This window comes from Pseudomonas moraviensis, from assembly GCF_900105805.1.
Lineage (GTDB): Bacteria > Pseudomonadota > Gammaproteobacteria > Pseudomonadales > Pseudomonadaceae > Aquipseudomonas > Aquipseudomonas moraviensis_A.
Genome location: NZ_LT629788.1, coordinates 4,730,975 through 4,743,236, shown reverse-complemented (window position 1 = coordinate 4,743,236; position 12,262 = coordinate 4,730,975). Strand labels below are relative to the sequence as shown.

Annotated in this window: 11 protein-coding genes; 2 read left to right on the top strand and 9 right to left on the bottom strand. The window is 62.0% G+C overall.

From position 1 onward, the window contains the following. Positions 1 to 193: 193 nt before the first annotated feature. On the top strand, positions 194 to 577 hold the full coding sequence (locus BLU71_RS21335) for a helicase (protein WP_039757355.1): 384 nt from the start codon (positions 194 to 196) through the stop codon (positions 575 to 577). A 259-nt stretch (positions 578 to 836) separates the two neighbouring features. On the opposite strand, the gene BLU71_RS21330 is transcribed toward BLU71_RS21335, so the two are convergent. From BLU71_RS21330 to exbB, 6 genes are all read right to left on the bottom strand, one after another. Further along, a complete protein-coding gene (locus tag BLU71_RS21330; RefSeq protein ID WP_042608106.1) occupies positions 837 to 2,237 on the bottom strand; it encodes an aminoacyl-tRNA deacylase and HDOD domain-containing protein in 1,401 nt (466 codons plus the stop codon). Positions 2,238 to 2,316: 79 nt separating this feature from the next. Then, entirely contained in the window at positions 2,317 to 4,392 is a 2,076-nt protein-coding gene (gene recG, locus BLU71_RS21325; protein ID WP_041476627.1) for an ATP-dependent DNA helicase RecG, read from the bottom strand. 9 nt (positions 4,393 to 4,401) lie between these two features. Next, the gene (locus BLU71_RS21320) at positions 4,402 to 5,331 is read right to left on the bottom strand and encodes a hydrogen peroxide-inducible genes activator (protein WP_024014805.1); all 930 of its coding nucleotides are present in this window, start codon (positions 5,329 to 5,331) and stop codon (positions 4,402 to 4,404) included. 277 nt (positions 5,332 to 5,608) lie between these two features. Beyond that, entirely contained in the window at positions 5,609 to 6,355 is a 747-nt protein-coding gene (locus BLU71_RS21315; protein WP_042608108.1) for a TonB family protein, read from the bottom strand. Next, positions 6,352 to 6,780 carry a TonB system transport protein ExbD gene (gene exbD / locus BLU71_RS21310; protein WP_016772535.1) on the bottom strand — a complete coding sequence of 143 codons (429 nt, stop codon included), beginning with the start codon at positions 6,778 to 6,780 and terminating at the stop codon, positions 6,352 to 6,354. The genes BLU71_RS21315 and exbD overlap by 4 nt, the downstream gene beginning before the upstream one ends. Positions 6,781 to 6,786: 6 nt before the next feature. Continuing rightward, positions 6,787 to 7,740 (bottom strand): tonB-system energizer ExbB, encoded by a 954-nt coding sequence (gene exbB, locus BLU71_RS21305; protein ID WP_024014803.1) that lies wholly within the window; start codon positions 7,738 to 7,740, stop codon positions 6,787 to 6,789. Between the two features lie 188 nt (positions 7,741 to 7,928). On the opposite strand from exbB, the gene BLU71_RS21300 reads away from it, so the two are divergent. Continuing rightward, positions 7,929 to 8,786, top strand: a complete 858-nt coding sequence (locus BLU71_RS21300; protein ID WP_083353824.1) for an SDR family oxidoreductase — start codon at positions 7,929 to 7,931, stop codon at positions 8,784 to 8,786. Positions 8,787 to 8,924: 138 nt separating this feature from the next. On the opposite strand, the gene BLU71_RS21295 is transcribed toward BLU71_RS21300, so the two are convergent. The 3 genes from BLU71_RS21295 to spoT form a co-directional block, all read right to left on the bottom strand. After that, positions 8,925 to 9,665, bottom strand: coding sequence for a hypothetical protein (locus BLU71_RS21295; RefSeq protein ID WP_064365116.1), 741 nt, complete (start codon positions 9,663 to 9,665; stop codon positions 8,925 to 8,927). Between the two features lie 66 nt (positions 9,666 to 9,731). Then, positions 9,732 to 10,112: a RidA family protein gene (locus tag BLU71_RS21290; RefSeq protein ID WP_064365115.1), complete on the bottom strand. Its 381-nt coding sequence runs from the start codon at positions 10,110 to 10,112 to the stop codon at positions 9,732 to 9,734. A 24-nt stretch (positions 10,113 to 10,136) separates the two neighbouring features. Beyond that, complete coding sequence (spoT, locus tag BLU71_RS21285; protein WP_007920338.1) at positions 10,137 to 12,242, bottom strand: bifunctional GTP diphosphokinase/guanosine-3',5'-bis pyrophosphate 3'-pyrophosphohydrolase; 2,106 nt, start codon at positions 12,240 to 12,242, stop codon at positions 10,137 to 10,139. Between the last annotated feature and the right edge of the window lie 20 nt (positions 12,243 to 12,262).

Below are 12,262 nucleotides of genomic sequence, written 5' to 3'. Positions count from 1 at the left end.
AAGATCGCAGGCTTCGCCGGCTCCTACAGGGATGTGTTTCAACAGGTGTAGGACGTTGCTTGCGGAATCGTGACTTGGCGGTCATCGTGCAGGAAATGGTCCGCATCCTCTTCCAATAGAGTCAGATACTGGCGTTATCGTCCGAATCCCTTAAACTGCCCCGGCCGTTCATTTTCCTTTTGAGGCTGTGCGCATGAAATTTCGTTTTCTTCTGTGGATGATGGGTTTGTTGATGGGTAAGGCCAGCCGGACAAATCCTGCGTTCCAGCAGCAGTTGGGTGACAAGGATCTGGTGTTTCAGTTGCAGACGCTGGATGGGAAAGTGGCGCGGCATTTCGTGGTCAAGGATCAGCGCATCACCAGCAAGTCTGGCGTGGTGGCGGAGCCGGCGTTTGCGATTGCGTTTAAAGATGCGGGTTATGGCTTTGCCACGATGCAGGCGAAGAACAAGCAGTTGGCGTTTATGCAGGGGATTCAGGACAAGTCGATTCAGCTGAAGGGGAATCCGGCGCTGGTGATGTGGTTTCAAGGGTTGATGAAGTATTTGAAACCAAGAAAGGCTAAGCCTAAGGCTTGAGCCGAGTCTTGATGAGAAGAGCTTTTGTGGCGAGGGAGCTTGCTCCCGCTGGGCTGCGGAGCGGCCCCAAATCCTGAAAGCCGAGTTTTGTCTGACACACCCTGCCGGCTGGTTTTGCGACTGCTGCGCAGTCGAGCGGGAGCAAGCTCCCTCGCCACAGGGGTTTCGCTGAGTTCGTTGGATTGGGGTGGATTCTTCGCGAGCAGGCTCGCTCCCACAGGGATTTTGGTGATCCTTGGGGGAGCGGGCCTGTTTCGTTTTAGGCCTGGCTGAACTGCGAGGCCAGTTCGCGCAGCAGGACTTCGGCTTCGAGGACTTTGCTGACGACGTCATTGGCCTTGTCGCGAGTCAAACCCACACGCTCAAGCAACGCATCCGGAATATCTTCATCCGGGCCAGAGCCAATTCCGCGACTGCGCAGCAGGCGCACGGCCAGGCAGACGAGGTTCGGGTATTCGGCGTAGGCGCCGTCGTAGCTTGGGTCGTGCTGGAAGCGCAGGGCGGTGGCCAGTTCGTCCGGCATGTCCCAGTAGCGCATCAGCCACGAGCCGATCTGTTCGCGGCTGATACCGAGCAGATGTTGCTCGATGTAGCTGTGGCACAGGTGCGGGTTGACCTCCAGGTGGCGGCAGATCAGCGAGAAGTGCGGTGGGAACACGTGGGCCAGCAGCAGGTAACCGAAGTTGTGCAGCAGGCCGGCAAGATAAGTCAGGCCGGCTTCCGGGCGCTGGGCGCGCGGCATGGCGCGGGTCAGGCCTTCGATGACGGCGGCGGTGTAGATCGACTGCTGCCAGTACGGTGTGGTGTGTTGCGGGTGGTCTTTCGGCAGGCTCAGGGTCTTGCCGAGGGCCAGGCCCAGCGCCAGGTTGATCACCAGATCGAAGCCCAGCACGCGGACGATCGCGTCTTCCACCGAACGAATCTTGCCCGGCGAGGCGTAGTACGGCGATGCCGCCCAGCTCACCACTTGCGCGGCCAGCGCCGGATCGGTTTCAACGACGCCGGTGATGTCGTCGATGGTGGCATTGGGGTCGACGCGCAGCTTGATGATTTTTTGCGCCGTTTCGGCCAGCGGTGGAATCTCGATGGTCGCTTCCAGACGCTGCTGGATACGCCGCGCAGTGAACGCCTGCACGGCCTGGGTGATCTCCTCGCGGTCATCGTCCGGGCGGTCGAGGTTGGGGCGGATGCTGCTCAGGGCTTCGCCGAAGTTGGCGGCGCTGGCTTTGGTCAGCATGCTCTTGAAGGCTTCGCTGGTGATCTCCAGCAGCAGTCCCGGCTCGCCGGAGTTGATCAGCAGCTTCGGCTCGCGCAGCAGGCTTTCCTCGTAGAGGCACGGCGAACTGGTCAGCGCCGGCAGGCCCGGCAGCAGACTCAGGTTGTGTTTGCCGAGCATCTTTTCCAGACGCTCGGTGGACACGGCGGTGAGGCGGCGACCGGTGAGTTCGGCGAGGCGATTGAGGTCGAGCAACTGGCTCTGTGGAAACAGCACCATCAGCGCGCCCACGGCGTCATCCAGCAACACGGCCTGGACCTTGCGTGAAGCATTGAGGCCGTGGTGATCGAGCACTTCTTCGTAGGCGATACCCAGCTTGCCAAGCAGCAGCCGAATTACAGACGGCGCGTGCGGGAGTTCGGGGGCGAGAGCTGCGTCAGTCATGGTCTGTATCCGTTTTTGAAACAATGGCAGGAGTATAACCAGCTCTGTAGGAACGATCCTTCACAAACTGCGACGGTGCTCACACTTGGCCGTATTGCTGCCCATGCCGCAGCCAGCGGTCGAGCAACGGGCTGACGTGGGTCGGCCAGCGCTCCAGCAAGGCCTGGGCGGCATCGCGCACGGCGGGCAGTAAATCGGCGTCGCGCATCAGGTCGGCGACCTTGAATTGCAGCAGGCCGGTCTGGCGGGTGCCGAGCATTTCGCCGGGGCCGCGCAGTTCGAGGTCCTTTTCGGCGATGACGAAACCGTCGTTGGTCTCGCGCATGATGCCCAGGCGCTGGCGGCCGATCTGCGACAGCGGCGGATGGTAGAGCAGCACGCAATGGCTGGCGGCACTGCCCCGGCCGACGCGACCACGCAACTGGTGCAGCTGCGCGAGGCCGAGGCGCTCGGGGTTTTCGATGATCATCAGGCTGGCGTTGGGCACGTCGACGCCGACTTCGATCACCGTGGTCGCGACCAGCAGTTGCAGGTTGCCGGCCTTGAACTCAGCCATCACCGCAGCCTTTTCGACCGGCTTCATGCGGCCGTGAATCAGCCCGACTTTCAATTCGCCAAGGGCAGCGGTGAGGTCTTCGAAGGTGGTTTCGGCGGCCTGGCAGGTCAGCTCTTCGGACTCTTCGATCAGCGTGCATACCCAATAGGCCTGACGCCCCTCGGCGCAGGCGCTGCGCACTCGTTCGATGACTTCGACGCGGCGGGTGTCAGTGACCAGCACGGTGTTGACCGGGGTTCGGCCGGGCGGCAATTCGTCGAGGATCGAGGTGTCGAGGTCGGCGTAGGCGCTCATCGCCAGCGTCCGTGGAATCGGCGTGGCGGTCATGATCAGTTGGTGCGGGCACATGCGCCCGCCGACGCCTTTCTGCCGCAATGCCAGACGCTGTTGCACGCCGAAGCGGTGCTGTTCGTCGATGATCACCAGCGCGAGGTTCTTGAACTGTACTTCGTCCTGAAACAGCGCGTGGGTGCCGACCACCATTGGCGTGCCGCTGGCGATCTGTTCCAGCGCGGCGACGCGGTTCTTGCCTTTGAGCTTGCCGGCCAGCCACGCGACTTCAATGCCCAGCGGTTCGAGCCAGCGCTTGAAGGTGATGAAGTGCTGTTCGGCGAGAATCTCGGTCGGCGCCATCAGCGCGACCTGATAACCGGCCTCCAACGCCTGCAGCGCAGCGAGGGCGGCGACCACGGTTTTACCCGCGCCCACGTCACCCTGAATCAGGCGCAGCATCGGTTCGTGCTGGCTGAGGTCGTAGGCGATTTCGTTGCCGACTCGCTGTTGCGCACCGGTCGGGTTGAAGCCGAGGTTTTTCAGGTATTTCGGTGGCAGTTTCGTGGCTTTCGGCATTGCCGGCGCGCGCAGTGAACGCATGCTTTCGCGCAGACGCTGCTGCGACAGTTGATGCGTCAGTAATTCTTCAAAGGCCAGGCGATGCTGGGCCCAGTGATGACCGAGGGCGAGTTCATCGACGTCGGCATCGGCGGGCGGGTTGTGCAGGTAGCGGATCGCATCGGCCAGTGGCGCCAGTTGATAGTCGCGGGCGAGCTCGGTCGGCAGCCAGTCGGGCAGGGTGCTTGGCTTGAGCAGCGTCAGGGTCTGCATGCACAACTGGCGCAGGCGCTGCTGGGTCAGGCCTTCGGTGAGCGGGTAGACCGGGGTCAGGGTTTCATCCACTGGCGGCGGTTCGTCGCCGGTGATCGCGCGGTATTCCGGGTGATAGATTTCCAGGCCCGAGGCGCCGGGCCGGGCTTCGCCGTAGCAGCGAACCCGCGTGCCACGCTTGAGGCCTTCTTTCTGCGCGTTGCTGAAATGGTAGAAGCGCAGACTCAGGCCGCCGGTGCCGTCCTGCAAGCGCACGACCAGACTGCGGCGGCGGCCCATGACCACATCGGCGCCGCTGACGGTGCCTTCAACCACAGCGTCCTGACCCGGCCGCAAAGCGCCGATCGGCACCACGCGGGTGCGATCCTGATAGCGCAGCGGCAGGTGGAACAGCACGTCCTGCAGATTCTCGAGGCCGACCTTGGCCAGTTTCTCGGCCATGGCCTCGCCGACACCCTTGAGTGCCGTCACCGACACTTGCGACAGCTCCGTCATGACGCTCGCTTAACCGGCCGTAACCGGCGCGGCAGGCTTGGCCACCGAGCACAGGCGAATGGAGTCGGCGAGGATCTCGATGGCTTTCGGCCGTGGGAAGCTCGCGCGCCAGGCAATCGCCACGGTGCGAAACGGCACCGGCGCGGTCAGCGGACGCACTTCGATCACGCCGGGGGCGTAGTGATGGCTGTCCACTGCCGACAGCGGCAGGATCGAGATGCCCAGGCCGGATGCGACCATATGGCGAATGGTTTCCAGGGAGCTTGATTCGACCGTGGTGTGCTTGGCGCCGTCATTGCCCTTGGTCAGGGTCGGGCAGGCTTCGAGCACCTGATCACGGAAGCAGTGACCCTCGCCGAGCAGCAGCAGGCTCTTGTCGTTGAGCAGGCCGGCGTCGATGGATTCTTTCTTGGTCCACGGGTGCTGGGCCGGCATGAGCACATAGAACGGCTCGTCGTACAGCGGCAGGGTCAGCACATCGGCTTCGTTGAACGGCAGGGCGATGATGATCGCGTCGAGTTCGCCGTTGCGCAGTTTGTCGCGCAGCACGTGGGTGAAGTTTTCTTCGATGTACAACGGCATCTGCGGGGCGACCCGGTGCAGTTGTGGAATCAGATGCGGGAACAGGTACGGGCCGACAGTGTAGATCGCGCCGACTTTCAGCGGTGCGGTCAGCTGATTCTTGCCGGCCTGGGCCAGTTCGCGGATGCCCTGGGCCTGCTCCAGCACTTTCTGCGCCTGGGCGACGATGCCTTCGCCGACCGGGGTCAGGCGCACGGCGCTTTTGCTGCGCTCGAAAATCAGCACACCGAGTTCGTCTTCAAGTTTTTTCACGCCCACCGACAGCGTCGGCTGACTGACGTGGCAACGCTCGGCGGCATGGCCGAAGTGCTGCTCTTGGGCGAGGGTAACGATGTAGCGTAATTCTGTGAGGGTCATAGCAAGCGTCCATGAAGATGCGCGCCAAGCATACCGGCTGCAATCGATAGACGCACGTTATCAGACTGCGGGCTGAGTGCGACACCGGTCGAGGTCGGTTTGCCGCTGGCAGATATGCAAAAGGCACCTTTCGGTGCCTTTTTGGCTGGATCATCCGGCTAGCAGAGAACCCTTGTAGGAGTGAGCCTGCTCGCGATAGCGGTGTGTCAGTCAGAAAATCATCGTCTGACACTACGCTATCGCGAGCAGGCTCACTCCTACAGGGTTTTGCGTTGCCTTAGCGGCGGCGTTCGAGCGAATAAACAAACGGCGCAACGATTTCGATCGAGCCATTGTTGAGCATGTCGGCTGGCGGCTTGGGCAGCGGTTGAGCGCGGCGGATCATGTCCAGGGTGGCCCGGTCCAGATCAGCGTTGCCGGAGCGGCCCACCAGTTCGAACGACAGCACATTACCTTCGCCATCGACCACGAAGCGCAGACGATTCAAACCTTCCTTGCCACGCGACTGTGCACTTTGCGGGTACTTCTTGTACTTCTGCAAATGCGCGAGCAGGGTGCCTTGCCAACTGGCCTTGGCTGCCAATTGAGCAGGCGATGGGCCGGGTGCGGGCTGGGCTGATTTCTCCGTTGGTGCCTGGGTCGGTTGAGTGTCGGCCGGCTTCTCCTCGGAAGGTTTCTCCTTCGGCGGCTCGGGCAGCTTCTTCTCGACCGGCTTCGGCGGTTTTGGCTTGGGCTTCGGCTTGGGTTTGGGTACCGCGATTTCCGCTTTCGGTGCTTCAGCCAGTTTCGGAATCGGTAACTCTTCAACCGGAGCCGGTGGCTGCGGCGGTGTGACGACTTTCGGCGGAGCCGGCGGTGGCGGGGCGGGCAACGGAGCCAGCTCGACCATCATTGCCTGCGGCGGCAATTCGATGGGCGGGCGGGCGGTCCAGTTCAGCGCCAGCGCGATGGCCAGCGCGTGCACGCCCAGCACCACGGCCAGGCTACCGCTGTAACGCGTCAGCTTATGGCGCGTCGTGATCATTTCTTGGCTGCCGTCTCAAGACCGACCAGACCGACCTTCAGGTAACCGGCGGCGCGCAGGCTGTCCATCACGCTCATCAGGTCACCGTAATCCACGCCTTTATCGGCCTGGAAAAAGATGGTGGTGTCTTTCTTGCCCTGGGTCTTGGCGTCGAGGGTGGCACCGAGGGTTTCGGCCTTCACTTCGTCGTCGCCGAGGAACAGGCGCTGGTCCGCTTTCACACTGAGAAACACCGGTTTTTCTGGCCGCGGCGCCGGTTTGGCGGTCGAGGCGGGCAGATCGACTTTGATGTCCACAGTGGCCAATGGAGCGGCCACCATGAAGATGATCAACAGCACCAGCATCACGTCGATGAACGGCGTGACGTTGATTTCGTGGTTCTCGGCCAGATCGTCGTCTGCGCCTTCTTTCAAATGCAGGCCCATGGCCGATTACCCCACTTTAACCATGTGCGGCTGCGAGCTGCGCTCAGGCTGGTGGTCGAGATCGCGGCTGACCAGCAGCAGGACTTCTGCCGAGGCATCGGAGACCTGCGCCTTGTAACCGGCGATGGAACGGGCGAAGACGTTGTAGATCACCACGGCCGGGATCGCGGCAACCAGACCCAATGCAGTGGCCAGCAGCGCTTCAGCAATGCCGGGCGCGACGACAGCAAGGTTGGTGGTCTGGGTTTTGGCGATGCCGATGAACGAGTTCATGATGCCCCACACGGTACCGAACAGGCCGACGAACGGCGCGGTGGAACCGATAGTGGCGAGAACGCCGGTGCCGCTGCTCATGTTGCGGCCACAGGCAGCGACGAGGCGCTCGAGGCGGAAGCTGACGCGTTCCTTGATGCCTTCCTTCTCGCGGCTGTTGACCGACAGGCGCATCTCTTCGAGAGCGTCGTGGACCAGCAGGTTGGCGAGGGTGCCTTCCTTGCCGGCCGTGGCGCTGGCTTCTTTGAGGGTGGTGGCTTTTTTCAGTGCGGCGATTTCGCCTCGCAGACGACGCTTCGCGCCCATCAGCTCGAAGCCTTTGGCGATCCAGATGGTCCAGGTGATGATCGATGCGATAGCCAGACCGATCATCACGATTTTCACGATGATGTCGGCGTTCTGGTACATGCCCCACGGCGACAGGTCGTGGGCCATGCCCAAGGTGTTGTCGGCTTCGAGGACTTCAGGTGCGTCGGCCGCATCGACAGCCTGCACCGGATCGGTGGCGGCGGGTGCAGCTGGAGCGGCAGCGGGCGCGCTCTGTTCGGTGGCGGCTGGGGTGGCTGGCGCTTGAGCGTCGGCGAAGGCCGCGGTCGGTGCCAGCATCAGGCTGAGCAACAGAGCCGCGACAGCGCTCCAGGCGCGAGGTCGAGTGGTTGGCGAAGCGGGAGTTTGATTACGTGTCATGCTGGCCGGACCTGAGGTAGAAAAACGTTATTGCTCTTCCAGGCCTCGTGAGGCCGAGAACAAAAGTGGCGTGCATTATTGCAAGTAATTCTTGTTAACAAAAGTAATAGAGTAACTTTTTTTCCACCATTGCTAGCCGTTCGTCCTGTGCCAGAGCTAGTCTGTGCCTTTCCGATGGGAGTTTTCTGATGTCCGCGCCTTCTGTTTTGATTGCCGGTTGTGGTGATGTCGGCAGTCGTCTCGCCACGCAATTGCTGGCGGCTGGCTGGCAGGTTCATGGCTTGCGCCGGGACGTTTCCAGGCTGCCGGAGGGCGTCATCGGCGTCGCCGGCGATCTGTTCAACGAAGAATGCCCGGCGACCTGGCCGGTGGGCGCTGTGGATTATCTGGTGTATTGCGCTGCGGCCACCGACCACGATGAAGAGGGTTATCGCAAGGCCTATGTGCAGGGTTTGCAGAACGTGTTGAGCTGGCTGGGCGACTACGGGCAAGTGCCTGAGCGACTGATCTTCGTGTCCAGCAGCAGCGTGTACGGCCAGCAGGACGGAGCCTGGGTGGATGAGACGTCCGAGACTGTCGCTGCCGGTTACTCAGGGCGCTTGATGCTTGAAGCCGAGCAGGTTGCGCTCAATAGCGGGATCCCGGCGAGCGTGCTGCGCCTGACCGGCATTTACGGCCCGGGTCGCGAGTGGCTGCTGACTCAGGTGCGTCGCGGTTATCGCGTGGCGGTCGAGCCGCCGCTGTATGGCAATCGGATTCATGCCGATGATGCGGCCGGGTTGCTGGCGTTTCTGCTGGAAAAAGACCGCGAGGGCGTCAAGCTGGAGCAGCTCTACATTGGAGTAGACGATGCGCCGGCGCCATTGGCCGAGGTGGTGGGCTGGTTGCGCGAATATCTGGGTGTAACTGAATGGGCGGAAGACGCCAGCGTGCGCCGCACCGGCAGCAAGCGTTGCAGCAATGCGCGGGCGAAAGCGTTGGGTTGGGTGCCGAAGTACCCAAGCTACCGCGAAGGCTACGCAGCGATCCTGGAAGGTAAGTGCTGACTTTCTAACAACACAAAACAACTGTAGGAGTGAGCCTGCTCGCGATAGCGTTGTGTCAGTCGACATCAATGTGTCTGACATACCGCTATCGCGAGCAGGCTCACTCCTACATGGGTTCTATGTGAATTCAGAAGCGGGTTACTGCTTTTCCAGCAACCACTTGCGCTCGCCCGCGGCAAACTGCGGTTGCTCATCCGCCAGCGCAGCGTTCACTGCCTGCAGAATCTCCAGTTCCTTGCCCTTGCGCACAAAGATCCAGTTGTTGCCCTGGCCATTGAGTTGCAGCCACATGCTGTCGTTGCCATTGCTCATCGACGCGCAATCGCCGGCCAGGCACAAGGCGTAACGATCAACGCCCGGAAGGCCGCTCACCTGGCCATCGGCCTGGAACTGGACGGTGCCGCCCTCACCCTGACCGCTGGTGATGGTCCAGTTGCCGCCCAGGTACGCCGAGTACAGCGCGCGTTCGAAGCTCGCACCGATTGGGGCGCCTTCGGGCACCGGGATCTGTGCGCGATCGAAGAGTTGTTCGGGTTCGTTGTCGCTGGCGGCTTGCTGCAGGCGTCCGCCGTCGCGTTTCAGTTCGCTGGCGGAGCTGCCATAGAAGTCGACTTTCCAGGCGCCGGACTCTTGGCCCAGCAACCGTCCTTCGACATTCTCAAAACCGTTGGTGTAGCGAGCCTGACCGGCCTTGGTGTTGACGTCCCATTCCAGATTCGGGCCGTAGGCCTGCAGCGCTTCGCGCAGAGGGCCGCCCTTGGCGGCGGCATCGATCGCCACCTGGTTGATCCAGGTGCCGCTGATGTCGCGGTCGGCAGGGTCGCTGGCGCAGCCGCCGAGGAACAGGGCGAGCAGCGAGAGAGCTAGCGCTTTGCGCATGGTGGAATCCTTTCAAAGCCTTTTCTTGCGGCAGTCGGCGCGGCGTTGAAGGCCGCGCCGTGCGCATCACTCGATGACCAGAATGGCATCCATTTCAACCTGCGCACCCTTCGGCAGGGCGGCCACGCCGATGGCGGCGCGGGCAGGGTAGGGCTGGTCGAAGTACTTGCCCATGATCTCGTTGACCTTGGCGAAGTGGCTCAGGTCGGTGAGGAAAATGTTCAGTTTGACGATGTCCTTGAACGAACCGCCGGCGGCTTCGGCTACGGCCTTGAGGTTCTCGAAGACCTGGACGGTCTGGGCTTCGAAGCCTTCGACCAGTTCCATGGTTTTCGGGTCCAGGGGGATCTGGCCCGACATGTAAACGGTATTGCCTGCCTTGATCGCCTGGGAGTAAGTGCCGATGGCGGCCGGGGCCTTGTCGCTGGTGATGACGGTTCTGGTCATGTAGGACTCCTTGTAATAGGCAGGTTATGCGCGCATGCGGGTGATGCGGATCACCCCGGTCAAGGCGCGCAGTTTCTTGATCACGCGGGCCAGGTGCACGCGGTCGTGAACGCTGACCACCAACTGCACGACGCTGATGCGACCATCGCGTTCGTCCATGCTGATTTTCTCGATATTGCCGTCGGCCGCGTTGACGCTGCTGGCCAGCAGGGCGATCAGGCCGCGCTGGTGTTCCAGTTCGACGCGCAGCTCGACGTTGAATTCGCCGGTGACATCCTTGGCCCACGAGAGCTGGATGCATTTTTCCGGGTTGTGGCGTATTTCGCTGATGTTGCGGCAGTTGTCCAGGTGCACGACCATGCCTTTGCCCGCCGACAGGTGGCCGACGATCGGGTCGCCCGGGATCGGCGTGCAGCACTTGGCGTAGCTGAGCACGAGACCTTCGGTACCGCGAATCGCCAGCGGACCTTCCGGACTTGGCAACTGTTCGCCTTCGCCCAACAGGCGGCGGGCGACCACGTAGGCCATGCGGTTGCCCAGGCCAATGTCTTCGAGCAGGTCTTCGATCAGCTCGAGGCGGTACTCGGTAAGCATCGCCTTCACGCGCTCGGCCGGAATTTTTTCCAGGGAGCTGTCGAAACCGTTGAGCACCTTGTTCAGCAAGCGCTCGCCGAGGCTTATGGACTCGGAGCGGCGTTGCAGTTTAAGCGCATGGCGAATGTGCGTTCGCGCCTTGCCGGTGACCACGAAATTGAGCCACGCCGGGTTCGGCCGTGCGCCGGGAGCGCTGACGATCTCGACCGTGGAGCCGCTCTGCAGCGGTTCGGACAGCGGCGCGAGGCGACGGTTGATCCGGCAGGCGATGCAGCTGTTGCCGACGTCGGTGTGCACCGCGTAGGCGAAGTCGACCGCTGTCGAGCCTTTCGGCAGCTCCATGATCCGGCCTTTGGGCGTGAACACGTAGACCTCGTCCGGGAACAGGTCGATCTTCACGCTTTCGATGAATTCCAGAGAATTGCCAGCGCGTTGCTGCATTTCCAGCACGCCTTTGACCCACTGGCGGGCGCGGGCGTGGGTGCCTTTGGGCTGTTCGTCACCGCTGGACTTGTACAGCCAATGGGCGGCGATGCCGTTGTTGGCCATCTCTTCCATTTCGCGGGTACGGATCTGGATCTCGATCGGTACGCCGTGCATGCCGAACAGCGTGGTGTGCAGCGACTGATAGCCGTTGGCCTTGGGGATCGCGATGTAATCCTTGAAGCGCCCCGGCAGCGGCTTGTACAAATTATGCACAGCACCTAGTACGCGGTAGCAGGTATCGACCTTGTCGACGATGATCCGGAACGCGTAGACGTCCATGATCTCGTTGAAGGCTCGACGCTTGCCGCGCATTTTCTTGTAGATGCCGTAGAGGTGTTTCTGACGACCGCTGACTTCGCCCTGGATGCCGTCGATGGCGAGGCAGTGGCCAAGGGATTCTTCGATCTTGTTGACGATTTCCTTGCGGTTGCCCCGGGCGCGTTTGACCGCCTGGTAGATCCGCGCGGAACGCATCGGGTGCATCGCCTTGAAGCCGAGGTCTTCGAACTCGATGCGGATCGCGTGCATGCCCAGCCGGTTGGCGATGGGTGCATAGATCTCGAGGGTTTCCTTGGCGATGCGCCGACGTTTTTCGCCGGACAGCACTTCCAGCGTGCGCATGTTGTGCAGGCGGTCGGCGAGCTTGACCAGGATCACCCGGATGTCGCGCGCCATGGCCATGGCCATCTTCTGGAAGTTTTCCGCCTGAGCTTCGGCTTTGGTCTCGAAGTTCATCTGGGTCAGTTTGCTGACCCCGTCGACCAGTTCCGCCACGGTTTCACCGAACTGCGCCTGCAGCGCTTCCTTGGCGATCCCGGTGTCTTCGATCACGTCATGCAGCATGGCGGCCATCAGGCTCTGATGGTCCATGTGCATGTCGGCAAGAATATTCGCCACGGCAAGAGGATGCGTGACGTACGCCTCGCCGCTGCGACGGCGTTGACCGTCATGGGCTTGTTCGGCGTAGAAATACGCTCGGCGAACCAGGTTGACCTGGTCGTTGCCGAGGTAGGTCGATAAGCGATCGGCGAGGGCGTCTATGCTCGGCATGATGATTCCTGCCGAAGGCT